This window comes from Clostridium sp. LBM24168 (assembly GCF_052953915.1).
The window spans coordinates 2276931-2301727 of record NZ_CP196861.1 but is presented as its reverse complement, the minus strand read 5'-3'; the positions used below and the strand labels follow the sequence as shown (position 1 = coordinate 2301727).

Below are 24797 nucleotides of genomic sequence, written 5' to 3'. Positions count from 1 at the left end.
TCGGATCGGTGGTTTCTGTCAATGTTAAATTATGATTAATTTAGTTAATTTCCTTGGATTGTACTGTAATCATGAGTCTAACTTTGTATAATTATAGTATATAGTTGGACTGAATTGGAGGATATGGTAATATGGAAGTGATTGTTATAAATGGCAGTCCCAAAGGAGAGAAGAGTAATACATTTAGAATAACAAGAGCTTTTTTAGAAGGACTTAGGGAAAGCAAAAGCTGCAATATACATATGGTCAATATCGAAGAAAAAACTATTAAACACTGCAGGGGATGTTTTTCCTGCTGGACTAAAACTCCAGGTAAATGCATAATAAAGGACGATATGAAAGAACTTATAGATAGGTATGTGGCATCAGATGTTGTCATCTGGAGTTTCCCACTTTACTATTTTGGAATGCCATCAAAGGTCAAGGCATTTCTTGATCGAATGCTTCCTACAAATCTGCCATATATGAAAATAAACAATGATGGAACGAGTGCACATCCTTCACGATATGATTTATCAAATCAAAAGTATATTCTCATTTCTACCTGTGGTTTTTACAGTACAAAAAACAATTATGATGCTCTTATCAGGCAGTTCGAAATCATGTTTGGAGATAAACTTTCAAGAATAATTTGTCCGGAAGGAGAATTATTCCGTGTTCCGCAGCTTGAGAGAAGAATTTCGGAATATCTTTCTCATGCAAAAAAAGCTGGAATAGAATTTGGATGTAATAGTGTTATAAGTGGTAGCACACAAGATAAACTCGATGAATTGCTGTATCCTCCTGATGTATTTGTGGAAATGGCGGATGCCAGCTGGGATATTTCCGAAAATTCTTCAGAGGGGAAATCAAGTAAGGACAAGTCATACAATTTTATGAAACAAATGGCAGCAATATACAATCCACAAAGCTATGAAAAAGATATTCTGCTTGATATATATTTCACAGATATTGACAAAACCTATCAGCTTCACCTGGGAGGGAAACGATGCACTGTGAATACTGAAAATTTTGTTCCATATACCACGAGAATTGAAACGACTTTTGAACTTTGGAGAGGAATTTCAGAAGGAAAGGTCAATGGAGCAGAGGCTTTGATGAAAAAACAGTATAAGGTTCTGGGTGATTTCAGTACAATGCTTAAAATGGATAGTTACTTTGGAATAAATAAACAGACTACTGAATTAGAATCCCCAAAGTACAAAACAAACATGGTCATACTTTTGCTTCAATGGATAGCACTCTGGGTTGTACTGCCTATAGACAAGACATGGGGAGGTGCTGTGGGGATTATCGTCTGTTCAATAATACCCCTTTTGTCATATAAGTTTAAACTTACGATTTATGATAAAATGAGCATTCCTTTAATCTGTTCATTGAGTATTTTAGGACTACTTGGAGTTAACTCTGCAATTGTAATATGTTTTTCATATCTGATGTTTGGCTTTATGTGGTTGCTTTCCTGCAGAAGGAAGATACCTATTACTGCGTATTATTCAAGCAATGATTACAATGGAATGGACGCTCTCAGTAATCCCCTGTTCTTAAGGACAAACAGAATTTTGACCGCAGCCTGGGGTGTACTTTATATTGTAATTGCTTTCTATACTTATTTTTTGATGGGAAGCATTTTATCAAGCTATACTGGTCTCATAAATTCAATTGCACCTGTTGTCATGGGAGTTTTTACAAAATGGTTTGCAGGCTGGTATCCTGCCAAAATTGCCAGAGGATAGATTGCTTTTTGCAGTATAATAAGCAGAAAATAAATAGAAAATTTTATTTTACATTAGGAGGATGAAATCCTATGCTGAAAAAGATGAACTTGAAAACAAAAATTAGTATTATGATTGGCGCACTGTTAATATTGACTTTTGCAGCAACATTTTTTCTAGTACTGACAAGGATATATAATAGTAATATATCACAGGCAAGAACTCTTTCAAAGGAAGTATCGAAATCTTATGCAAATGAAATTGACAGACACTTTATAACTCTTGAAACAATAGCTGATACATTAAAAAGTTCAATAGATAGTCAAATAAAAAATGGTATTACATATAGGAATGTTATTATTGATGTTCAGAAAGATATATTAAATAAATATCCTGATATTTATGGAATAACAGTGGCTTTTGAACCCAATGCTTTTGACGGTAAGGATGCATCTTATGCTGGAAGACCGGAGTATGGGAAAAAGGGATTGTTTATACCTTATGTAACGAGAGATAATAGTTCTTTTCATGTTGAACCAGCATATAATTCTGAAACAGACATGAACTGGTACAACATACCAAAAAAAAGTAAAAGGGCATTTGTGACGGAACCAACTGTATATAAGGTAAATGGGCAGGATATTTCTATGGCATCTTTGGTAGTACCTATTTTAGATGAAAATAAAAATTTTAGAGGCGTCATATCTATAGACTACAGCCTTGAAACATTTCAGGGTATTGTAGAACAGATAAAGCCTATGGGAGGATATGCACAACTTTTATCTAGAGATGGTAAATATGTAGCAAGCGGAGCTAACAAAAAATTAATAATGACTGATGCAAAAAAAGGTGGCGGTGATTGGAATAGTATTGCAAAGCAAATCTCATTGGGAAAAAGTGCAGAGGTTTTAGGAAAATCAATTTTAACTAATGAGAATGTTTTTAGAGTTGCATATCCGGTAAAGATAGATGACTATAGCATAAACTGGAGTTTATGTGTGGATATTCCTGTAAAAAATGTTTTACAAGATTTTTATACTCAATTACGACATATAATATTATTAGCTTGCATAGGACTTATTATTGTAATAGCATTAACTATGTTGATAATTTCTTATATTACCAAGGGACTTAAATATGCTCAAAGTCAGCTGGATTTACTAGCACAAGGTGATTTAAGCAAGAAGATTGATGTTAAATATTTAAAATCAGAAGACGAAATTGGGAAAATGATCAATTCAATGTGGAAAATGCATGAGTCAATTAAAAATATAATAAATGGAGTAGAAGATAGTTCTCTAAGTGTGGAATCAACTATAAGCAGTGTGGAGAAAAACATTGGAAATTTAAATTCTAAAATTTCTGATATATCTGCAACTACCGAAGAACTGTCGGCTGGAATGGAGGAGACAGCTGCATACTCCGAAGAAATGAATAGTTCTGTATCTCAGGTCAAGAAAAATATTGATGGAATATCGGTGGAAATCGAAAATGGTTTAAGAACTGCAAGAGAAATTAACGAAAGGGCAATTCAATTAAAATCTTCGGCAATTCAATCGCAAAAAAATGTTCACAATATGAGTGATGATATAAAGGTAAAACTTCAAGTGGCAATTGAGAAATCTAGAGCCGTGGAGCAAATAGAATCATTGACAGAGGGAATATTGGAAATAACCTCCCAGACTAATTTGCTGGCACTAAATGCAGCTATTGAGGCTGCAAGGGCAGGAGAAGCTGGAAAAGGATTTGCTGTTGTTGCAGATGAAATCAGAGAACTTGCTGATTTGTCAAAAAGTACTGTTATTGAAATCAAAAATATAATAAAAACTGTAACTGAGTCGGTTGATGCACTTAAAGGCAGTTCAAAAGATATGATCGAATTTATTGAAACTCAGATTATACCGGATTATGATAATTTGGTAAATACAGGTGAACAATATAGCAGAGATTCTTCTGTAGTTGAAAAATTGGTTTCAAATTTTAACGAAATATCTGAAGAACTGCTTGTCTCAATTTCTGGTATAGTAAAATCTGTGGAGGAGGTAGCCGCAGCATCTGGAGAAGGGGCCAAAGGAACAACCAATATAGCTCAAATGACATCGGTCATAGTTGAGTCAAGTGATAATGTGGTGAATCAAGCAGTTCAGTCAAAATTGAATGTAGAAAAATTAAGAAAAATCATTTCAGCATTTAGGTTATAAAAATTGAAAAAGCTAAAATAATATCCCTTAAAACTTAATAGTTTTAAGGGCTCTTCGTTTGGAGGCGCCATCCAGATTTGAACTGGAGATAAAGGTTTTGCAGACCTCTGCCTTACCACTTGGCTATAGCGCCATATTGAATTGGATTGGAGCGGAAGACGAGATTCGAACTCGCGACGTTCACCTTGGCAAGGTGACGCTCTACCACTGAGCCACTCCCGCATACTATATAATGATAAAATGGTGGCCAGACCAGGAATCGAACCAGGGACACGAGGATTTTCAGTCCTCTGCTCTACCGACTGAGCTATCTGGCCAGCTTGGCGATCCAGAAGGGGTTCGGACCCTCGACCTCCGGCGTGACAGGCCGGCACTCTAACCAACTGAGCCACTGGGCCATAAAATCATGGTGGGCACAACAGGGCTCGAACCTGTGACCCTCTGCTTGTAAGGCAGATGCTCTCCCAGCTGAGCTATGCGCCCTGAATATATCACGCACCGTGTCGCCACAACAACTAATATTATATATGTTGAATTTTATATTGTCAATACTTTTATTATGATTTTTCTATGATTATCTATTCCTTGCATATTTTAAGATTTCACCAATCTGCTCGTGGGTAAACTTGTAACTTTTATTACAAAAATTGCAGTGTAACTCTTCTGTTTTCCCATTATCATATATTTCATTTAAATCCTTGATTCCTATACTTATGAGAGCTCTTTCTACTCTTTCTCTTGAACAATTGCATTTATAAAGTGGGTTGATCTCTCCCAGAATTTTTAAATCACTTCCTTCAAAAATGCTTTTTATAATATCCTGGGCATCCATCCCATTGACAATCATATCTGTTATAGAAGATATATTTTTTACTTTGTTTGTTACAAGATTCACTATATCTTCTTCACAATCCGGCATTATCTGAATTATGAAGCCTCCCGCAGCTTTTATAGTGAGATCTGTATCTACGAGTACCCCTACTGCTACTGCGGAAGGTGTCTGTTCGGATACAGTGAAATAATATGCTAGATCATCACCAATTTCACCTGTAACTATGGGGACCTGACCCATATAAGGTTCCTTCAATCCCATATCTTTTATTACAACTAGATTACCATTTGTGCCTATTGCACCTCCTACATCCAATTTACCTTTATTATTAGGAGGTAAGTCTACTTGAGGGTTTCCTATATATCCTTTTACACTTCCATCAGGGTATGCCACTACAATTATACCTTTGGCGGCTCCACCTCCTGATATCTTAATAGTTAGGCTATCATTTTTTGATTTCAGCATGCTTCCCATAAGGCTGCCAGCTGTAAGCATCCTTCCTAGAGCAGCAGCAGCTGTTGCTGAACATTTATGTATTTTAACAGCCTTATTTACTAAATGTGTAGTTGTAGTTGAAAGTATCCTAACATTATCATTTAAAGCCATAGCTCGTACAATTTTATCGTCCATCGTTACTATCTCCTTTACTTACCACGTAAACTATTCTTTCTGAATCTTTTTTTAAAGGTTTATCTGTATAATTATTTAGTTTTTCCAATATTATAAATCCACATTTTGAAAGTAAATTTTCTATATAGTCGCATTGGTATGCTCTCTCTCTGTGATGCTCATCAAATCTTCTGTATAGTTTGCCTTCTTTTATAAAAAAAATAAGATACATGTCAATAATTTCGTTTTCTAAATTATTATCCCATATATAGGTTAACTTATCATCGTCATAATCATATACATTGTTTCCAAGTATTTTGGTGAGTTTGTAATAGGAATTTATATCAAATACAAAGATGCCATTGCTTTTTAGATGATTAAAGACCGCCGTGAAATATTTTATCAGATTTTGCTCGTTAAGTATATAATTTGTTGAATCAAGACAACAGGTTATTAGATCAAATTTCATATTCAAATTCAATTCAATCATATTCTGGCATATTAAAGTTATTTTTAAATTTTTATTTCTAAATTTTGATTCTGCTTCTGCAAGCATATCATTTGAAAAATCTACACACCAGATGCTGTCAAAAAATGGTGCAATTTTTTCTGTAAGATTTCCTGTACCACATCCAATATCTAAATATTTTCCACTATTTATATTGTATTTTTTACAGATTTTCAAAATTTTATTGCACCAAATACTGTAATTCACATCTGTGTTTATTAAATAGTCATATATATATGCAAAATTTCTATAACAGTTCATAGTAGTACCTTTCATAAAATATTTTAATATTTATGCTTTTTTTGATTTTCAATTATTGTTTGATTTTTAGGTATATTTAGTTCTTTCTTTCGTTTGGCCATTATACCACCGATTCTTCCGGTTTCTTCTGAAGTAAGCCCGCTCCATCCATGTATATCGACTTTTTCTCTAAGGCCGAGTTCCTCTGCTATTTCATATTTTAACTTTTCTCTTAATTTTTCAGCATATGTTAGTTCCCTGTTTGCCTTGAGCTTTGCTTTTATTATCTTTTTTAAAGGTGTATTTGACATATAAGACCCTCCCCGCTTTTATATAAATTATTTTTTCCTGAAAAGCGAGATTTATACTTATATTGATTATTTTAAGGGTTAACTTTTTATTACAATCTGCTATAATTATACAAAGAATATAAATGTATGAATTATATAACTATTAATATATTTTATCACAGCGTATTCAAAATATAAAATCTTTATTTTATCTACTATTTTTTAAGGTTTGGGTGTAAAATATTTAATATATTCATAATATATGTTATTGAACAACATTTATATTTAAAATATAATATTATAAATGAGAATGATTACATAAACTATACAAGGAGTGATTAGTAATGAAGTCCAATGTTGCAGTGGTAGGTTGTACAGGCATGGTTGGGAGGACTTTTATCAAAGTGTTAGAAGAAAGGAATTTCCCAATAGAGAATTTGTATTTATATGCTTCAGCTAGGTCAGCAGGTAAAATACTTAAATTTAAAGAGAAGGATTTTGTTGTAGAAGAATTAAAAGAGGATAATATAAAAAGTAAGAAAATAGATATTGCATTGTTTTCTGCAGGAGCTTCAGTGAGTAAGGAATATGCTCCTATATTTGCACATTATGGAGCTACTGTGATTGATAATAGCAGCTGCTGGAGAATGGAAAAGGATATTCCTCTTGTTGTGCCTGAAGTAAATCCAGAGGACATAGAGTGGAACAAAGGGATAATTGCCAATCCAAACTGTTCAACTATACAAGCTATGCTCCCGCTTAAAGCGTTATATGACAAATATGGTATAAGGAGAATAATATATTCGACTTATCAGGCGGTATCCGGTGCAGGGCTTGGAGGCTACAACGATTTGCTCAATGGATATAAAAACGAACCTCCTAAGAAATTTCCATATCCTATAGCAGGAAATATACTTCCACACATAGATGTATTTTTGGACAATGGTTATACGAAAGAAGAAGAGAAGATGATAAATGAAACGAAAAAAATTCTTCATGACGATAACTTGAGAATAACTGCTACAACAGCACGTGTACCGGTATTTTATGGACACAGTGAAAGTATAAATGTAGAGTTTAAAAGTAAATTCGAAGTAGATGATGTATTTGAATTGTTTAAAAATACTGAAGGATTAATTTTAAAGGATGATATTAAAAATCTTGTTTATCCGATGCCTATAGATGCAGAGGGACATGATGAGGTATTTGTTGGAAGGATAAGAAGGGATTTTAGTATAGAAAATGGCTTGAATATGTGGGTTGTAGCGGATAATATAAGAAAAGGTGCTGCTTCAAATGCAGTAGAAATAGCTGAATGCATCATAAATGGGAAATAATAATATATTAAAATGTATTCTATATATAAATATAAATTTAAAATGAGGTGTTTTTATGAGTTTATTTAAAGGTTCAGGAGTTGCTATTGTTACACCGTTTAAAGATAACTCTGTAGATTACAACAAACTGGAAGAACTCCTTGAATGGCATATAGAGTCTGGTACAAAAGCTATAATTGTGTGTGGAACTTCTGGCGAATCTGCTACTATGACAGTAAAAGAGGATCAAGAAACAATAAAGTTTACTATAGACAAAGTAAATAAGAGAATACCTGTAATAGCTGGTACAGGCAGTAATTGTACAGCTGATGCTGTGTATATGAGCCAATGGGCTGAAAGTGTTGGAGCAGATGGTTTACTTGTAATTACTCCGTATTACAATAAAACTACGCAAAAGGGGCTTATAGAACATTTTAAGGCAGTGAACGATAGTGTAAATACTCCTATAATTCTCTACAATGTTCCTAGTAGGACAGGATTAAATATACTTCCGAAAACTCTGCAAAAGCTATGTGAACTTGAGAATATAACTGCAATAAAAGAAGCAAGTGGCGACATATCACAAATCGCATATATGAAAGCACTCTGTAGAGACAAGATAGATATATATTCAGGTAATGATGATCAGATAGTTCCAATATTATCTTTGGGTGGTATAGGAGTAATATCTGTAATAGCTAATATAGTTCCTTCCGATGTGGAAAAAATGTGTGAATTATTTTTTAATGGTGATGTGGAAGGTGCTCTTAAAATGCAGTTAGATCTTTATCCTCTTATAAAAGCCATGTTTATAGAAACAAATCCAATTCCTATAAAGACTGCCCTGAATCTTGTTGGAAGAAATGTAGGACATTTGAGGCTTCCTCTTTGTAATATGACAGATGAGAATCTAGAAATATTAAAACGTGAACTAAAAAGTTATAAACTTTTAAGATAGATATATTATTCAGGGTGTGTGAGGTGTATGTAAATGATTAAAGTAATATTAAATGGATGTAATGGCAAAATGGGCAAGGTAGTATCCAGGCTGGCAGACAATAGTGAAAATATATGCATCGCTGCAGGCGTGGATAGAAATGGCAGCAAAGAGGAATATCAAATTTTCCAGAATATAAACAGTTGTAATGTTCCTGCAGATGTAATTTTAGATTTTTCAAGGCCAGATTCCTTGGATTCACTTATTGAATATGGGAAAAATAATAATATAGGTATGGTGTTGTGTACTACAGGTTACACTGACGACCAAATAAAAAAAATTGAAGATACATCGAAAATATTACCTATATTTAGATCAGCAAACATGTCGATTGGAATAAATGTTATAAACAGTGTATTGAGAAATATAAGTTCACTATTATATAAAAATTTTGATATAGAAATAGTTGAAGCCCATCATAACCAGAAAGTAGATTCACCAAGTGGAACTGCTCTTTTGCTTGCAGATACTATAAGGGATTCTATAGACGAAAATATTGAGTTAACAAATGGACGTCAAGGAATCAAAAAAAGAACTCACAATGAAATAGGAATTCATTCAATAAGAGGTGGTGATATAGTAGGGGAGCATGAAATTATGTTTGCAGGTAAAGGAGAAACTATAGAAATAAAGCATACTGCTATTTCAAGGGAAGTATTTGCAGTAGGTGCTCTAAAGGCTTGTGAGTTTATGTATAAAAGAAAACCAGGTCTCTATTCAATGGATGATGTTATTTCAATTAACAGATAGAAAACTAATACAGACTTTTCAGTCCCGACTGAAAAGTCTGTATTAGTTTTATACTATTTGAGCCATTTTTCTATTCTATCCGCTGCCAGTTTAATCTTATCTATGGATGATGCATAAGATATTCTTATGTAACCTTCCCCGCCTTGTCCAAAAGCAGAACCTGGTACAATGGCTACTTTGGCCTCCTTTAATAATTTTTCACAGAAGTATTCACTTTTGAGTCCAAATTTTTCTATAGATGGGAATATATAGAAAGCACCCATGGGAAGATTTACATCAAAATTCATTTTTTTAAGTCTGTTATAAAGATAGTCTCTTCTTTTTATAAATTCACTTTTCATGAAATCTACATCCGCCATGCAATTTTTAAGTCCATATACTGTTCCCCATTGTACAATAGATGGGGCACATGATACATTGTATTGATGGACTTTCATTATTGCATTCATAAATTTATCCATGGCACATACATATCCCAATCTGAGTCCGGTCATGGAAAACATTTTTGAAAAACCACTTACCAGTATTACTCTATCTTTTATATCCTCAAACTGAGCTATAGAATAATAATTTTTATAAAAACAAAGTGCTGCATACATTTCATCACTTACAACGACAACATTATTTTTTTTAATCAACCTATGTAGTCTTGCATTATCTTTTTCAGATAAAACTGCACCTGTCGGATTGCAGGGATAGGATACAACAAGTATTTTTGGCTTTTCTAATTCTAATATATTTTCTAGATCATCAAAGTTAATAGAAAAATCATCTTTTAGTTTATAATTTACAACATGACCTCCTATTATTTTTACACAACTTTCATAAGCAGGATATGCAGGCGTTGGTATAAGAACCTTGTCTCCTGCATCTATGAGTGCAGAAAAAACGTCCATGAGAGCCTCACTTCCACCTATAGTAAGACAAATTTCATTACTATCATAATTTATGTTTAAAGATTGCAAGTACCAGGAAATTTCTCTTCTAAGTTCTATTAAGCCAGCATTGGATGTATAACCAGTTTTATTATTGTTTATAGCTTCTATAATTGCTGATTTTATTCCAGGTGGGACATTAAAATCGGGTTGACCAAGAGTAAGGGATATTGCATCTGGATAATTTTCAACTTTATTATAGAATTTTCTTATACCTGATATTTCAACTTTTTGAACATTTGTAGATATTAAACTATTCAAGATATACCTCCCTGTAAATTGTATTCGGCTAACTATTTATTTTGGATATTTCTTTTTTTAAAACGAGACTGTCTATGGCTTTGGCAAATTGATCAGGACATGAAGTCCCTTTACCATTACATGAAATACCTTTCAGCTTTTTTACTGCTTCTTCTGCATTCATTCCTTCGAGAAGTTTTGAAATGCCCTTAAGATTTCCGTTACATCCGCCTACAAAACTTACATGGGTAATTTTATTATCAACTATATCAAAATTTATCTGTTTCGAACAAACTCCTTTTGGTTTATAACTATACATATTATTACCACCACATTTCATATTTTATCAATTTACAGGTTTATTATATATAATCATAAGCAATTATACAACTGTGGTCTAAAAATAATTTTACTTTATTATTACACTTTTTAAGAGATGTTCATATTATATTTGTAGGGGGTGATGATATTGAATCATATCTATATATGTAGTACTTCTTCTGATTTTATATCCAAGGTTAATTTAAGTAATTTTCAGGTTGAAAATAAAATCCATTTAAGATCAGATGAGTTGGGCAACAGAGTAGGTCCCCGCGGTATATGCATTAAGGATGACAAAATTATAACGGCAAATAATTACAGCAACAGCATATCAATAATAAATTTAAAAAATAATATTCAAGAGGAAAGCTATTATATAGGTTCTCATTGCAATGATATAGTAACTTTAGGTAGCAAGGCATATATCATATGTGGCGATTCAAATAGTTTGGTAGTTTTTGATCTTGCCATAAAGAGGGTAATTGAGCAGATACCTTGTGGAAATCTCCCCCACAGCATATGCTTAAACGTGAATAAAAAGTTACTTTTAGTGTCTAATATGGAAAATGATACAATAACGCTTATAGATTGTACGAATAGAAGTAATATCAAAAATATAAAAGTAGGTTCCTATCCTACAAAGGCTATATTCACAACAGATGGTGAGCATATAATAGTGTGTGAAAGCAATTTGGGATCTGAGTTTAGAGGGAGCATATCTGTATTATCACTTAAGAACTATAAGATTATAAATAGGATAGTAGTTGGAAATTCACCTTTGGATATATATTGTAGCAGTAGGTATTGTTTTATATCGAACTTTGGAGATGGAACTGTGAGTGTAGTAGATATAAATAACTACAAGGAGGAGAAAAGGATCATAGTAGGTGGAATGCCAGCAGGATTGTTAAAATATAATGACAATTTATATATTGGAGACAACTATAATAATCTCTTGATAAAATTAAATATTAAAAATGATACTAAACAATTTATACCCATAGGTTCAGAACCCACAGGTATGGTATTAAACTGATCTTTTAATCTCCAAGAAGTAACTGGATAATATTATAATATATATCGGGATAGTTACTTTTCCACTTTTCACATAATTTATTGGCTTCTTTGTCTGAATTCACACATAACTTTATATTTATCAGAGTAGTTTTGTTTTTTACAGCAATTAAATTTACCATGAAATTATTTTTATTTTCTAAAATATAATCAGCGTTAACTGAGATATCTTTTTTTATATTTTCCAGATGTTTTTTGAGATATTCATCTATCATACGTATCTTATCTGATGATATCATATTTTCAAATAGATCTAACACTTTTATGCCCTTTTTTGTAATGCACATTCTGTGATCAGTATCTGGATCGATATACTTTATAAATTTGGAAGTCAGGAGTTCGCCTATATATTGCTGTAATACAAAATAGTTTATAAGATTATTTTCAAGTATAATTTGTGTAATCTTATTGTTTGATACAGGAACCTTTATTTTTTTGAATATATATAGTAAAAGAAGTTTATTTTCTGCTAATTCTAGAGTATTTTCAGACATTAACATCCACCCCATTGAATTAAAATATTATAATGTTTTATTAATTAATTATAACATAAAATATATGAAAATAAATAAAATGGAAATTTCATTTATTTTCAGTTGGTTGTTCAATAATTTTTTATTTAGTGTAATATTTGTTGAATTGAAATACTATATAAAAATATAAGAACAATTTGGGAGGTATGTTTTTGAAGTCGAGAACATTAATAAAATTGTCCATAACCTGTATATGTATATTTATAGGTGCACTGTTTTTTTTGTTTACAAGTCATAGGTCTGTAGGGGTTTTCATTACTGGGGGCAGAGAATTACCAATATATCATGTAAATACAGACGAAAAAAAAATAGCTATAACGTTTGACGTAAGTCTTGGAAATGAAGAACATACTCAGGAAATACTTGAAATACTTGATAAATATAAAATTAAAGCTACTTTCTTTGTAGTAGGGGATTGGGTGGATAAATATCCTGATATGTTAAAAAAACTTTCGGAAAAAGGTCATGAAATAGGGAACCATTCAAATAGACATCCAAATATGACTATGCTGTCAACAGACAAGGCTCTGGAGGATATAAATATAAATGAGGCTAAGATAAGGAGGACAACAGGTAATGGCACAAAACTTTTTAGATGCCCTGCAGGTGCTTATAATAATTCTGTAATAAATACAGTTAAAAATGCAGGATATTATTGTATACAGTGGGATGTTGATAGTGTTGACTGGATGGAAAAGGGGTCCGACGTGGAATACAAACGTATAATTAAAAATACAAAATCGGGTTCAATACTATTGTTTCATAATAGTGCCAGATATACTCCTGGAAACCTACCTAAAATAATAGAAAAGCTTCAAAGTCAGGGCTACAAGTTTGTCACAGTTGGAGATTTAATTTATAAGGATAACTATAGTATAGACAACTATGGCAACCAAATTGCTAATTAACTTTTAATTAAATAATTACAATTTATACTTATTTTAGTATATTTCATATTTAAAATGAATAATTATATGTAGATGAATTAATTTAAAACTAATGGAAAGAGGGGTTTAGATGGAAAATCTTATGTTAAACAACAAGATTTATCTAGAAGGAGAAGTGATCTCTGAACTTAATTTTAGTCATGAAATGTACGGCGAAGGTTTTTATACTTTTCATATTAAAGTTCCTAGATTAAGCGATGCAGACGATATATTATTTATAACAATTTCAGAAAGATTAATAAATGATATAGATATTAAAATAGGAACACAGATAACAATTGAGGGGCAATTGAGATCATATAATAAATTTGTAGATGGAGCGAATAGACTTATTTTAACTGTATTTGCAAGAAATATAAGTTTATGTACGGAGAAAAGCAAAAATCCCAACCAAATTTTTCTTGATGGATTTATATGTAAGGAACCGGTTTATAGAACAACTCCATTTGGTAGAGAAATTTCAGATATGTTGCTTGCAGTTAATAGAGCCTATAATAAATCAGACTACATACCAACTATAGCCTGGGGAAGAAATTCTAGATTTTGTAGAACATTAAAAGTTGGTGATAATATAAGAGTATGGGGGAGGCTCCAAAGTAGAGAATATCAGAAAAAAATATCAGAATCTGAAACTGTAAAAAAAGTTGCCTATGAGGTTTCCATATCAAAGATGGAAAAGATAAATAAGGTAACAGAAGAAGGTTTAAATGAATCTAATGATGGAGAAATAGATAATATGGATAAGGACAAGAATAATAATTTAAAAAATAAACGTATTTCTTAGTAATATATCGAGAATTCATTTAAATATAATAAATGAAAAATTTGGGCCTGCAAAGGCCTTTTTTTATAGATTGAAATAATAGGATTTTGTTTTAATTGTGTAAATAAACAATTATAATAATGATATATAAGTTAAATATAAGGAGATAGGTTAATGAGAAGGAAATATATAAATTATCCCACTGATGTTCCTGTTTTAATATCACTAGCTGATATAACAAACTATCCTTTGCATTGGCATGATTCTATAGAAATACTTTATGTGTTGCAGGGTAATCTTACTATTACAATAGAAGCTGACAAGTATGAACTTATAGAAAATGATATAGAAATAGTAAATATAGATGAAACTCATGCAATTGTAAGTAATAGTACTACAAATCTGGTTTTAATATTTCATATAGACCCTTTATTTTTTAAAAAATACTACAGTGATATAAAAAATATGTTTTTCTTTACGAATACTACGGATGATATGGCCCAGGAAAATAATATATATGATATTTTAAGAACATTTTTAGCAAGGATAACTTGTGAATCAGTTCAAAAACAAGATAGCTATAATGAAGAGATAGAATCTATTCTTATAGATCTCTTGTATTATCTTATAAATAATTTTCATTATTTAATATATGAAAATGAAGAATTAAAGGGGAACGAAGAGAAATTAGAAAGATATCATAGAATTTCAAAGTATATTTTTAACAACTATAATGACAATATAACTCTTCAGGATATAGCCAAACGAGAATTTTTAAGTACTGATTATTTGTCACATGGGATAAAGGATGCTACAGGCTATAGTTTTACTGATCTTTTAAATTCAAATAGAATTGAAGAGGCTTTGAAGCTTCTTTTGGATACAGATAAAACAATATCACAAATTTCAGAAGAAGTTGGTTTTTCACATGTAAGGTATTTTAATAAACATTTTAAACTCCAATATAAGTATACGCCATTTCAATATAGAAAAAAGTTCAAAATTGATGATGAAAAACTTCAAAAGGGAAAAGTCATTAAATATTATGAGTTAAATGAATGTATTCAGTATATAAATTATTACCTGGAGGATTATGATAGATTTAATTATAGAGAAAAAATAACTGAAATAAATATAAATATGGGGAAGGATCTTGGAAAATTTATTAAGAATTTTAAAAATATATTGAATATTGGAGATGCCTTTGATGTACTTCTTGAGGATAATAAAAAAATACTTGAAATTTTTCAAGAGGAAATTGAATTCAAATATGGAAGGATATTCAATGTGTTTAGTACGGATATGTGTATATTTCCCAATTCTAAGTTCTACAACTGGAATAGAAATAGAGATGTATTTGAATTTCTGAATACTATTGATCTTCTGCCTCTTATAGTACTGGATGATACGGGGTTTTCAGATTCAGAATTTTTATTTGCGATTGAATCTTTCCTAAATTATTTTTCTGAATTGGATGGGTTAAATCTACATTTGTTTAAATTTCAATTTGATTCAAAAATAAGTTCGAATTTAATAAATGAAATAATCGAAATTATGTTAAATAAATATGATCTGAGTATAGAACATAACTTGTTTTTTTATGAGGGTAGTACTATAGATTATATATATGATACAGCTTATATGGTACCTTATATTATAAATAGTTCAATAAATAAAAGTTGTTCACTAAACTTTTTGAGAGCATTTGATGTGGTTGACAGGCAAATTGATTTGACGAATGAAGTTTTCTTTGGATATCCTGGACTTATAAATGATAAAGGAATAAAAAAGCCATCTTATTATGCCTATTATTTAATGAATAAACTTGGAAATATTTTGGTTTCCAAAGGTGAAGGATATATAGTTACTAAATCGTATAGAGAATATCAGATTTTAATTTATAATTATGATGATGATATAGATAAATTAATTCCATTTGAAAGTTTTTCAAAACTCAGGGCAATGAAAAATGCAACTGAACAGAACTTTTCAATAAATATAGTCAATATACCTTTTCCAATAAGGGTCACTACTTATAAAATAAATGAGAACTGTGGATCCTCATATAATTACTGGATTGATATGGGAAAACCAAAAAGACTCACCAAAGAAGAAAAACAGATTCTTCACAAGGCTGCTTTTCCAGATATAAACTTTAAGAGCTTTAGGAAAAGTACTATATATAATATACAAACTAGTTTAAAGGGATATGGTGCCATACTTATATTGATAAAGGAAACTTATTAAGTTATTTTTATATCACAGTTGTCTTTATAATAAAGCAGTATTGTACACTTTTATTAGCGCTTAAGTGAATGTAGATTTTACTCAATAAATATTATAATTTAATCAGAGAACTTAAGTAGAGATTAATTTTATAATTAATAATGAATTTGGAGTGAAATTTATGGAAATTGACAACAAAAGTTTTGCAAAAGAAAAAACAACTAGACTGATTTTCAAATTTGCTATACCATCTATTCTAGCTTTGCTTGTTTCAGAACTTTACAATGTGGTTGACACAGTATATGTAGGGCATTATATTGGTATAGACGCTCTGGCAGCAATTACAATTGCATATCCAATCCAAAAATTGCTTATAGCTTCCGGATTGCTAATAGCCGTAGGAAGTTCTACCTATTGTGCTAGAAGTTTAGGAAAGAGAGAAAATGAGGAATTCAGAAAGATAACACTTGCATCTCTTGGAATTACGGGAATAGTATTGTTATTTATATCATTTATAATTTTTATATTTAGAAATCCAATATTTTTTGCACTTGGTGCTAATAAATTAACATATATACTAGTTGACAAATATGTGTCTATAATATTATTGGGAGGTATTTTTCAGGCGTTGTCCGTAGTTGCATGTTATATAATGACAACGTTAAAAAAAACCAGAACATTATTATATACTAATTTGGTAGGAGTTACCCTAAATATAGCAATAAATTATATTTTAATAGTTATATTCAATTTTGGAATAGAAGGAGCGGCAATAGCTACAGTGATATCCCAGATAAGTGCGTTTACTTTTGCATTTTTTAAATTCAAAGAGGTTATAGTACAATTCAATATTTTGGTATCTATTAAATCCATTTTTAAATCTATTAAAATGAATATTGTAATTAATATAATAACTGTTGGATTTTCAACTTTTGTAATAGAATTTGAAGATGCACTTGTTTCCATTGTATTAAATAATATACTGTATGAGCAGGGAGGTAATTCTGCAATAGTGATGATGGGAATAATAACCAAGGTTTCAATGTTCCTTTATGTAATAATAATAGGTATAAGTTATGGTATACAGCCAATAATAGCTTATAATTGTGGTGCTCAAGATCACTCCAAAATTAAAAGTGTCCTGACCATCTCAATTAAAACTATATTATTAGCAGCTTTCTCATGTCTGTTAGTATTTCTTGTATTTGGAAACTACATAATAGGATTTTTCTTGAATGATATAAATTTGTTACATCATACAGTAAAGGCATTTAGGTTGAGCATCTTTTTAGTTCCTCTCACAGGAATATATTATATAGTTATAAATTATTATCAGGCGATAGGAGAAGCTAAAAAAAGTTTTCTATTTTCAATATACAAGGAAATAATAATATTTATCCCATTATCCCTGTTGTTTATTCAGCTATTTGGGTTAAAAGGACTTTGGTATGCTTATCCTATAGCAGATGGGTCAGCTGCGTTAACAGCTGCTTATTTTTTGAATAAGGCATTAAATGAAAATGAACCTCAGAATCTAAAGTCTACTCTTGCTATAAAATAAAATTTAAAAATTATTTTTTTCTTCTTACTGAAAAACCGAAGGAACCCAATGGTTTTGAATTTAAAGCATAATATTCTCCGTGATTATAGCAGATAAGATTTGCTTTGTTGAAACATATTTTATTATTTGAATCCAATAGATTTTCGTCAACTTTGACATTTAATATTTTTAATAGAAATAGGTCATGTGTTCCAAGGTGAGTAACTGATTTTAATTTACATTCTAGAGCTATTGGAGAGATTTGCAGCGAAGGGGTGGAGACATAAACACCTTTATCAAGATGCAAATTAAAATGCCTTATTTTATCTTCCTTTAAACCTGAAACAACACCACAATAATCTACAATTTTGACCATATTCTTTGTTGGAAGATTTATAACACATTCACCACTTTCTTTTATATATTTATAAGAAAGTCTTTCAGGTCTTATTCCCATTGCAATAATGGGATCTTTTGTACAAATTGTACTGACCCATGCGGCCGTAAATATATTTAATCTATTAGATAAATTCTTAGAAGTAACAAGGACTACTGGCGCAGGGTTCAGCATTACACTTCCTTTGAAATTTAATTTATTCATTTATGTCCTCCAAATTTATAATTAATTTTTATAAAGCAATTATAATTAATATATGGATATAAGTAAAATCTAAAATTATTATATTTTTGCTTTTTATATTAATTATGTAGTAATATTAAAGTATAGCTGTAAAATACTAGAAGTACAGCCTAAGTGAATTATTTATATAGAGAGGTAAAGTAAATGAAAAAAGACTACAAAAGACAAATAATTTTTTTGCCATTAATTTGTGTCCTATTGATAATAATTAATATTATTTTTAATAATATTATTTTGAGTATAATAAGTTCAATAATACTATTTGTCTATTCTGTTATATATATCAAGGTCTATTCAGATAATAAAATAAATGATTATGAAACTTCCAATGAGGGATTAATAGTTATTAGTACAATAGGCTTGATCTTAAGCCTTGGTTGGATGATTCTAAATGTGATTATGTTTATTATATTTCAGATTATTTCTTAATTTAAATTTTTTATAATAACCGTTTTTTGTATTATTTAATACACTGAGAATTGAAGGGGATTTTACAAAATAATTTGTGCAAATTAACTTGATTTAACCAATATAAATTTTATGAAGAGCGGAGGAAAATAAATATGTTTGATATAAATAATATTATAGCAATAGGTGGGATTTTAGTAGGCATAATTGGCGGTATATTTGGGATTATATCGCTTTTAAAAGAGAAGAATATTGATAGAGATAAAGAGCTGAATACTACAAGGCAAATTTTTGAGTTATCGGAATTAAAGCCTGCTGCAGCAGTAATTGATTGGATTGAGCAGAAAGCAGTGGCAGGAGTAAAAGCAGCTGAACAATTGGAACATTCAGGAAGTTTAAAAACAGACCAGGAAAAATTTACAGCTGCACAAAATACGGTATATAATGCACTTACGGAAATAGATATAATTCCGACAAATAATCAGAAAAAGCTAATTGATGACTTTATTCAAGGGGCAGTCAATGATCTTGGACATTCACCAAAAGATGAGGCCCGAAGGAATGAGCAATTACAGAACATTAAGCAGAAGCTTATAACTTTACAGGCAGAAAATTCGCAGTTGAAACAAACTCTCATCTCTATAAAAAGTACGGCTGGAACAATTAAATAGGAGTATATTAAGCCTGAAATAGTCAAAAGCTATTTCAGGTAAAAATATTGTAATTTAATCCTATAATACATAATATGGAATATATAATTCTAGACTTGAAGGGCAAAATATATTTGAAAGGAGGAAGATTAAAAATGCAGGGAATAAGACTCCTAAAAGCAGGAGAAATTGAAGTAAGGATACAGAGTATAAAAAAGACTAATAATATTACAGGTTGTGTGTTGTTGCTATATAAAGATGCTAGGGTTGATATGAGAATATTAGATGAAACTTTTGGAATGACTGGGTGGAGAAGAACACACGAGCTTATAAATGGCAATTTATTCTGTAATATAGATATATGGGATGATGATAAGAAAGAATGGATTAGAAAACAGGATGTTGGAGTTGAAAGCCATACTGAAAAAGAGAAAGGTCAGGCATCAGATAGTTTTAAGAGAGCTGGATTTAATATTGGAATTGGTAGGGAGCTTTATACTGCACCATTTATATGGATCAATCTACAAGATGGGGAAGTTTTTCAAAAAGGAAATAGTTTAAGCTTATCACCGAAGATACATTTTAAGGTTAAATCAATAGGATATAATGATAATAGAGAAATTAATTCGCTTAGGATTGAAGATAACAATCATAGAACAAGGTATTCTTTAGATAAGACCACAGTGGGAGAAATATTGTCCAAAAATAAATACAATTGTGAGAAATGCGGTGCAGAAATAACAGAGAATATTGCAAACTACAGTAAAAGTAAATTTGGACACACATTATGTATTAATTGTCAGAAAAGTGAATTTAGTTTAAAAAGATAAAGTGGACAAGCAGCTCCTAAATTGGGGGATGGTATAGGGTGAAATATAAAACAAGGTTATTAACAATTAATACTTGAAATGGTTATAATTTACATATATAATAGTATTTGTCCTAAGATTAATGCTTAGAGGGGAAAGTAGACATTTGGGAAATACCAGATGTTTATTTTCTTATTTAGAGAACTATACAATTAAAAAAGATGTACTTTGGAGCACATCTTTTTTAATTGGAATTTTTATTATCGATGTAAATTTTAATTGAGTTGTTTATTATCCGAAATAGGATCACAATCAGGGAATAGAGGCTTTAAATTCTGGTCTGGGTAGAATTTTGGTATCGGTTCTTTATTGAATTTTTCACATACATTTTCTTCAGGCTCAGATGGGCATGGCTCCTTAGGAGCAGGGCAATAACTGTAAGCTGGTATAAGGAGCTGAACTATGAGTTCGCATTTAACAACAATGTAATACCCTAAAGTTATATCTAAAACAACACAATCATCATCCTGATGAAATGAGGTCTGAAGTGCCTCTGCTACCATCTCAAGCTTTATTATATTTGTATCTTGCTTTTTTTGATTATTGAAATGTATATTGCTATCAGATACTTGAACTAAAGAATCTGGACAGTAAAATTTGCCTATTACATCCTGCCTGTTAATTTCAAATAATTCGCTTTTGTTTGTTGCATTGCAATCAACATAGTCAGCATAGAATGAAATAGTATAGCAAATAATTAATTTTTTGAAACCTTCTTTACCTCGAATTGGAATTTTATCAACCGACTTTAATGTAATTTTAAAATCCCTGCAGCCAATAAATATTTTTGGATTATCTAATGGATTGCTTCTTAATTCACAGTCTGTTGTATTTGTGTCAGGTCCTTTACAATAAGAAAGGCATCTTTTAATTAGACATTGGTCAAAAACTTTTGGAACTTCAACACAAACTAGTTCTGAAGGATCTGGCAAACGTCCTTGTTTATTTACAAGACCGGGACGAGGCACAAATTTATCGAAATTTATGGACATTGATTTTCCTCCTTATAAAAGATTATGGTGATAATACATTACTTACGATATATATTATGCGGAAATATTATAGTTGTGATATTAAGTAAGTTACTTTATAAAATTTTTATTGTTTACATGAGGTATAAATTGAATTCATCAAAATATAATTAAAGGGGGTGGATGATATTATGGAAAGTAGTTATCCTTGGATACTTAATATCAATAATTTTTTATGGAAAATATATCTAGATTATAATAATTCGCTGCTTTACAGAATAATGCAGGAAGAAAATAAATGGTCAAAAGAAAAAATTATCGATACAGAAGTAACTAAATTTACAATATGTGTTGAAAGCGAAATAGTTCATATAATTTATTTAAATAAAAACAATGAAATAAAATATTGTACTAACAAGGAAGGTAAATGGTTTGGCAAAATAATTTATCTTGTAGAAGAAAATGGATTCACTATAGAGGATTTAAAAACTGTAATTTTAAATGGAGAAATGCATTTGTTTTATTTGCTAGTAGCATCGGGAAGCAGTAAACGAGGAATTTTAAAACACTGTGCGTGGAATGGAATTGAGACGAAGATTTATACTGTTCAACACATAGTACTTTCAGATAAAATTGAAAAATATTATGAGGTACTTGTAGAGAAAAATAAATTTATTCATGTCTTTTTTCTTTCAGATAGTGGAAATGAAATATCTTTGAATTACTGTCAGTATGGTAATTCATGGACAACTGCCCAAAGACTTTATGGATTGCAAGGTAATAATATATTATTTAAGATATTGTATGTAAATAATGGATTTGAGATAATTAATGATAGTAAAGATGGAACAATATACTCTCTGGATCATGTTCATATTGAAGATAACATAGATATGAAAGAATATAAAATCTATAAAGGTGAGATAGAACCAACTGATCCTATTATATTTTATGTAAAAAGTAAGATTTATATCTGCTGGAAAGAAAAAGAGGATATATTTTGCTCTAATTACAAACTAGGCAAGTGGAGCGAATCTGTTTGTTTGGACAAAGAACCTGAAATGAGGATTAAGATATTCAATTTTATACAAACACCAAATAGTGAGACAGCTAATATGATCTATGCTGCTGAAAATGAACATAATGAGATAATGCACCTATTTTCGTTTGAAGAGTTATCAGAAAGTATTACAAAAAAGCAGAGTAAGGTAAAGAATAACAAAACTCTAAACATAAGGAGAGAAAATGAAAGTATTGAGGAAATACAGGAGAAGTTTAGAAACATATTTTATGAGAATAGTATTTTAAAAGAGAAGATAGATTCTTTCAGTATTCATATGCAAAAGAAGAAGCAAATTACAGATGAATATAAGAACAGAATTGCAAAGGTTGTTGAGCAAAAAAAAAGATTAGAAGAAAACTGCAAATTTTTTATGGAGGTCAAGGAGAATATACAAAAAGAGCTTAATGAAACGAGACAGCAGCTGGAGAATCAAAGAAAAACTACAAAGAGTATTAAATATAAACTTGAACAGAAGGATAAAAGTAGCAAAGAACTGAAAGACAGGATAGATTTTTTATCAGAAGAAAATAAAAGGCTTAGAGAAGAGCTGGATTTGGAAAGAAAACTACCATTATTGAAAAAGTTATTTAAGAGGAAAGATAATGACATATAAAATTTATTTAGAACTCTGATTGATCAATCAGAGTTCTAAATTTTGTGTAGCTAAATAGTGTAATAGCACTTGAAAATGTAAAACTTTCAGTCTAATATTAATTATTACATGGATCTTTTATGAGGAGGTAAAATATGTGCTTCAGAATAGAGAAAGATTTACTTGGAACCCGGGAAATATCTAATTCAGACTACTTTGGTATAAATACACTTAGAGCTTTGGAAAATTTTAATTTACAGGGCAAGATCAATAATCTTAATTTAATAAAAGAAATTGCACTTATAAAAAAAGCCGCAGCTATAGTCAATAAAGATTTAGGTGAGATATCAATTGAAAAGGCAAATGCAATAATTAAAGCTAGTGGGGAAGTTGTAGATGGACAATTCGATGAACAGTTCAAGTTAAGTGTGTTTCAGGGTGGTGCAGGAACATCTACAAATATGAATGTAAATGAAGTTATTGCCAATAGGGCGATAGAAATACTTGGAGGTAAAAAAGGGAACTATAGTTTAGTGCATCCTCTTAACGACGTTAATATGTCTCAATCTACTAATGATGTTTACCCAACAGCGCTTAGAATTGCAGCTATACGTGATATAAGAAAATTGAGCAGTTCTCTAGCTGACCTTCAGGAAGAATTACAAGCTAAGGAAAATCAATTTTCAGATATATTGAAACTTGGTAGAACTGAATTAATGGATGCACTTCCAATGATGGTTGGACAGGGATTTGGAGCTTATTCGAGGGCAATAGCAAGGGACAGATGGAGAATTTACAAGTCTGAGGAAAGGCTTAGGGAAATAAATATAGGTGGCACTGCAATAGGTACTGGATTTAATGCTCCTAATAAATTTATATATGAAATAACAGATGTTCTTCAGGATTTGACAGGACTTGGAATTGCAAGATCCGATTATCCTATGGATATTACCCAAAATTGCGATGTATTTGTGGAGGTATCAGGATTATTGAAATCTCTGGCTGTTAACCTCATGAAAATTTCCAGTGACTTGAGAATCTTAAATTCTGGTCCAAGAGGTGGAATTGGAGAGGTTATTCTTCCGGAAGTTCAAGCAGGTTCTACTATAATGCCAGGTAAGGTCAACCCTGTTATAACTGAAATGGTTTCCCAGGTTAGCATGAGAGTAATATCAAATGATGCAGCAATAACTATGGCAGCTGGATCGGGTCAGCTTGAATTAAATGCATTTACTCCTTTGATTGCAGAATGTCTTCTTGAATCACTGGAACTTTTAGAAAGAGCAGTTATAATATTCAGGGAAAGATGCATTGCAAATATCAATATAAACAGGGAAAATTGCGAAAAAAATATAGAAGCTTCTACAGCAGTGGCTGCCGCTCTTGTACGTTATATAGGATATGATAGAACCAGTGAGTTAGCCAAAAAAGCATTAAAAGAAAATAAGTCAATAAAGGATGTTTTATATGAAATGGAAATTTTATCAAAAGATAAAATCGATGAGATAATGAATCCATATCAACTCACCAAATCAGGTATACCTGGTGAATAATAGTAGGAGGTGTA

Annotated in this window: 22 protein-coding genes and 5 tRNA genes; 14 read left to right on the top strand and 13 right to left on the bottom strand. The window is 30.8% G+C overall.

The window, feature by feature from the left end; translation table 11 throughout:
• The first annotated feature begins 131 nt into the window (after positions 1-131).
• Positions 132-1736, top strand: coding sequence for an NAD(P)H-dependent oxidoreductase (locus tag ACSVC9_RS11425; protein ID WP_446897611.1), 1605 nt, complete (start codon positions 132-134; stop codon positions 1734-1736).
• A 71-nt stretch (positions 1737-1807) separates the two neighbouring features.
• A complete protein-coding gene (locus ACSVC9_RS11420; RefSeq protein ID WP_446897610.1) occupies positions 1808-3916 on the top strand; it encodes a methyl-accepting chemotaxis protein in 2109 nt (702 codons plus the stop codon).
• A gap of 59 nt (positions 3917-3975) precedes the next feature.
• Here ACSVC9_RS11420 and ACSVC9_RS11415 read toward each other — a convergent pair.
• The 8 genes from ACSVC9_RS11415 to ACSVC9_RS11380 all read right to left on the bottom strand — a co-directional run bounded on the left by ACSVC9_RS11415 (position 3976) and on the right by ACSVC9_RS11380 (position 6416).
• Positions 3976-4049: transfer RNA gene (locus ACSVC9_RS11415), tRNA-Cys, on the bottom strand.
• A gap of 14 nt (positions 4050-4063) precedes the next feature.
• Positions 4064-4138: transfer RNA gene (locus ACSVC9_RS11410), tRNA-Gly, on the bottom strand.
• Positions 4139-4157: 19 nt separating this feature from the next.
• Positions 4158-4233: transfer RNA gene (locus ACSVC9_RS11405), tRNA-Phe, on the bottom strand.
• A 4-nt stretch (positions 4234-4237) separates the two neighbouring features.
• Positions 4238-4314 (bottom strand) — tRNA-Asp (locus ACSVC9_RS11400).
• A 9-nt stretch (positions 4315-4323) separates the two neighbouring features.
• Positions 4324-4399: transfer RNA gene (locus ACSVC9_RS11395), tRNA-Val, on the bottom strand.
• Positions 4400-4490: 91 nt separating this feature from the next.
• Complete coding sequence (hslO, locus tag ACSVC9_RS11390) at positions 4491-5378, bottom strand: Hsp33 family molecular chaperone HslO (RefSeq protein ID WP_446897609.1); 888 nt, start codon at positions 5376-5378, stop codon at positions 4491-4493.
• Positions 5368-6126: a class I SAM-dependent DNA methyltransferase gene (locus tag ACSVC9_RS11385; protein WP_446899848.1), complete on the bottom strand. Its 759-nt coding sequence runs from the start codon at positions 6124-6126 to the stop codon at positions 5368-5370. The genes hslO and ACSVC9_RS11385 overlap by 11 nt, the downstream gene beginning before the upstream one ends.
• A gap of 23 nt (positions 6127-6149) precedes the next feature.
• Entirely contained in the window at positions 6150-6416 is a 267-nt protein-coding gene (locus ACSVC9_RS11380; protein WP_446897608.1) for a small, acid-soluble spore protein, alpha/beta type, read from the bottom strand.
• Positions 6417-6739: 323 nt separating this feature from the next.
• On the opposite strand from ACSVC9_RS11380, the gene ACSVC9_RS11375 reads away from it, so the two are divergent.
• The 3 genes from ACSVC9_RS11375 to dapB are packed head-to-tail and all read left to right on the top strand — an operon-like array spanning position 6740 to position 9458.
• Complete coding sequence (locus ACSVC9_RS11375) at positions 6740-7732, top strand: aspartate-semialdehyde dehydrogenase (protein WP_446897607.1); 993 nt, start codon at positions 6740-6742, stop codon at positions 7730-7732.
• Between the two features lie 55 nt (positions 7733-7787).
• Positions 7788-8669 (top strand): 4-hydroxy-tetrahydrodipicolinate synthase, encoded by an 882-nt coding sequence (gene dapA / locus ACSVC9_RS11370; RefSeq protein ID WP_446897606.1) that lies wholly within the window; start codon positions 7788-7790, stop codon positions 8667-8669.
• Between the two features lie 33 nt (positions 8670-8702).
• The gene (gene dapB / locus ACSVC9_RS11365) at positions 8703-9458 is read left to right on the top strand and encodes a 4-hydroxy-tetrahydrodipicolinate reductase (RefSeq protein WP_446897605.1); all 756 of its coding nucleotides are present in this window, start codon (positions 8703-8705) and stop codon (positions 9456-9458) included.
• Positions 9459-9511: 53 nt separating this feature from the next.
• Here dapB and ACSVC9_RS11360 read toward each other — a convergent pair whose 3' ends face one another.
• Entirely contained in the window at positions 9512-10654 is a 1143-nt protein-coding gene (locus tag ACSVC9_RS11360) for a pyridoxal phosphate-dependent aminotransferase (RefSeq protein ID WP_446897604.1), read from the bottom strand.
• 28 nt (positions 10655-10682) lie between these two features.
• Positions 10683-10952 (bottom strand): TIGR03905 family TSCPD domain-containing protein, encoded by a 270-nt coding sequence (locus ACSVC9_RS11355; RefSeq protein ID WP_446897603.1) that lies wholly within the window; start codon positions 10950-10952, stop codon positions 10683-10685.
• 150 nt (positions 10953-11102) lie between these two features.
• Here ACSVC9_RS11355 and ACSVC9_RS11350 point away from each other — a divergent pair, with 150 nt between their 5' ends.
• Positions 11103-11990, top strand: coding sequence for a YncE family protein (locus tag ACSVC9_RS11350; protein WP_446897602.1), 888 nt, complete (start codon positions 11103-11105; stop codon positions 11988-11990).
• A 4-nt stretch (positions 11991-11994) separates the two neighbouring features.
• Here the strand turns inward: ACSVC9_RS11350 and ACSVC9_RS11345 are convergent, their stop codons facing one another.
• Positions 11995-12522 carry a DUF4364 family protein gene (locus tag ACSVC9_RS11345; RefSeq protein ID WP_446897601.1) on the bottom strand — a complete coding sequence of 176 codons (528 nt, stop codon included), beginning with the start codon at positions 12520-12522 and terminating at the stop codon, positions 11995-11997.
• A gap of 191 nt (positions 12523-12713) precedes the next feature.
• Between ACSVC9_RS11345 and pdaB the strand changes: the two genes are divergently transcribed.
• The 4 genes from pdaB (at position 12714) to ACSVC9_RS11325 (ending at position 18058) form a co-directional block, all read left to right on the top strand.
• A complete protein-coding gene (gene pdaB, locus ACSVC9_RS11340) occupies positions 12714-13469 on the top strand; it encodes a polysaccharide deacetylase family sporulation protein PdaB (RefSeq protein ID WP_446897600.1) in 756 nt (251 codons plus the stop codon).
• 109 nt (positions 13470-13578) lie between these two features.
• The gene (locus tag ACSVC9_RS11335) at positions 13579-14292 is read left to right on the top strand and encodes a single-stranded DNA-binding protein (RefSeq protein ID WP_446897599.1); all 714 of its coding nucleotides are present in this window, start codon (positions 13579-13581) and stop codon (positions 14290-14292) included.
• A gap of 153 nt (positions 14293-14445) precedes the next feature.
• Positions 14446-16518 carry a helix-turn-helix domain-containing protein gene (locus ACSVC9_RS11330; protein ID WP_446897598.1) on the top strand — a complete coding sequence of 691 codons (2073 nt, stop codon included), beginning with the start codon at positions 14446-14448 and terminating at the stop codon, positions 16516-16518.
• Between the two features lie 160 nt (positions 16519-16678).
• Positions 16679-18058, top strand: coding sequence for an MATE family efflux transporter (locus ACSVC9_RS11325; RefSeq protein ID WP_446897597.1), 1380 nt, complete (start codon positions 16679-16681; stop codon positions 18056-18058).
• Between the two features lie 10 nt (positions 18059-18068).
• On the opposite strand, the gene ACSVC9_RS11320 is transcribed toward ACSVC9_RS11325, so the two are convergent.
• Entirely contained in the window at positions 18069-18638 is a 570-nt protein-coding gene (locus ACSVC9_RS11320; protein ID WP_446897596.1) for a flavin reductase family protein, read from the bottom strand.
• Positions 18639-19240: 602 nt separating this feature from the next.
• On the opposite strand from ACSVC9_RS11320, the gene ACSVC9_RS11315 reads away from it, so the two are divergent.
• Positions 19241-19756 carry a hypothetical protein gene (locus tag ACSVC9_RS11315; protein WP_446897595.1) on the top strand — a complete coding sequence of 172 codons (516 nt, stop codon included), beginning with the start codon at positions 19241-19243 and terminating at the stop codon, positions 19754-19756.
• A 74-nt stretch (positions 19757-19830) separates the two neighbouring features.
• The gene (locus ACSVC9_RS11310; protein ID WP_446897594.1) at positions 19831-20565 is read left to right on the top strand and encodes a hypothetical protein; all 735 of its coding nucleotides are present in this window, start codon (positions 19831-19833) and stop codon (positions 20563-20565) included.
• A gap of 254 nt (positions 20566-20819) precedes the next feature.
• On the opposite strand, the gene ACSVC9_RS11305 is transcribed toward ACSVC9_RS11310, so the two are convergent.
• Positions 20820-21596: a hypothetical protein gene (locus tag ACSVC9_RS11305; protein ID WP_446897593.1), complete on the bottom strand. Its 777-nt coding sequence runs from the start codon at positions 21594-21596 to the stop codon at positions 20820-20822.
• A 170-nt stretch (positions 21597-21766) separates the two neighbouring features.
• On the opposite strand from ACSVC9_RS11305, the gene ACSVC9_RS11300 reads away from it, so the two are divergent.
• Both ACSVC9_RS11300 and ACSVC9_RS11295 read left to right on the top strand, forming a co-directional pair.
• A complete protein-coding gene (locus ACSVC9_RS11300; RefSeq protein ID WP_446897592.1) occupies positions 21767-23251 on the top strand; it encodes a hypothetical protein in 1485 nt (494 codons plus the stop codon).
• Positions 23252-23385: 134 nt separating this feature from the next.
• Entirely contained in the window at positions 23386-24783 is a 1398-nt protein-coding gene (locus tag ACSVC9_RS11295) for an aspartate ammonia-lyase (RefSeq protein ID WP_446897591.1), read from the top strand.
• Positions 24784-24797: the final 14 nt, after the last annotated feature.

Excerpts from the sequence above, each read along its gene's own strand:
- ACSVC9_RS11425 (WP_446897611.1), top strand. The coding sequence starts at position 132 with ATGGAAGTGATTGTTATAAATGGCAGTCCCAAAGGAGAGAAGAGTAAT.
- ACSVC9_RS11420 (WP_446897610.1), top strand. The coding sequence starts at position 1,808 with ATGCTGAAAAAGATGAACTTGAAAACAAAAATTAGTATTATGATTGGC.
- hslO (WP_446897609.1), bottom strand. The coding sequence starts at position 5,378 with ATGGACGATAAAATTGTACGAGCTATGGCTTTAAATGATAATGTTAGG.
- ACSVC9_RS11385 (WP_446899848.1), bottom strand. The coding sequence starts at position 6,126 with ATGAACTGTTATAGAAATTTTGCATATATATATGACTATTTAATAAAC.
- ACSVC9_RS11380 (WP_446897608.1), bottom strand. The coding sequence starts at position 6,416 with ATGTCAAATACACCTTTAAAAAAGATAATAAAAGCAAAGCTCAAGGCA.
- ACSVC9_RS11375 (WP_446897607.1), top strand. The coding sequence starts at position 6,740 with ATGAAGTCCAATGTTGCAGTGGTAGGTTGTACAGGCATGGTTGGGAGG.
- dapA (WP_446897606.1), top strand. The coding sequence starts at position 7,788 with ATGAGTTTATTTAAAGGTTCAGGAGTTGCTATTGTTACACCGTTTAAA.
- dapB (WP_446897605.1), top strand. The coding sequence starts at position 8,703 with ATGATTAAAGTAATATTAAATGGATGTAATGGCAAAATGGGCAAGGTA.
- ACSVC9_RS11355 (WP_446897603.1), bottom strand. The coding sequence starts at position 10,952 with ATGTATAGTTATAAACCAAAAGGAGTTTGTTCGAAACAGATAAATTTT.
- ACSVC9_RS11345 (WP_446897601.1), bottom strand. The coding sequence starts at position 12,522 with ATGTCTGAAAATACTCTAGAATTAGCAGAAAATAAACTTCTTTTACTA.
- ACSVC9_RS11335 (WP_446897599.1), top strand. The coding sequence starts at position 13,579 with ATGGAAAATCTTATGTTAAACAACAAGATTTATCTAGAAGGAGAAGTG.
- ACSVC9_RS11330 (WP_446897598.1), top strand. The coding sequence starts at position 14,446 with ATGAGAAGGAAATATATAAATTATCCCACTGATGTTCCTGTTTTAATA.
- ACSVC9_RS11325 (WP_446897597.1), top strand. The coding sequence starts at position 16,679 with ATGGAAATTGACAACAAAAGTTTTGCAAAAGAAAAAACAACTAGACTG.
- ACSVC9_RS11320 (WP_446897596.1), bottom strand. The coding sequence starts at position 18,638 with ATGAATAAATTAAATTTCAAAGGAAGTGTAATGCTGAACCCTGCGCCA.
- ACSVC9_RS11315 (WP_446897595.1), top strand. The coding sequence starts at position 19,241 with ATGTTTGATATAAATAATATTATAGCAATAGGTGGGATTTTAGTAGGC.
- ACSVC9_RS11310 (WP_446897594.1), top strand. The coding sequence starts at position 19,831 with ATGGAATATATAATTCTAGACTTGAAGGGCAAAATATATTTGAAAGGA.
- ACSVC9_RS11305 (WP_446897593.1), bottom strand. The coding sequence starts at position 21,596 with ATGTCCATAAATTTCGATAAATTTGTGCCTCGTCCCGGTCTTGTAAAT.
- ACSVC9_RS11300 (WP_446897592.1), top strand. The coding sequence starts at position 21,767 with ATGGAAAGTAGTTATCCTTGGATACTTAATATCAATAATTTTTTATGG.
- ACSVC9_RS11295 (WP_446897591.1), top strand. The coding sequence starts at position 23,386 with ATGTGCTTCAGAATAGAGAAAGATTTACTTGGAACCCGGGAAATATCT.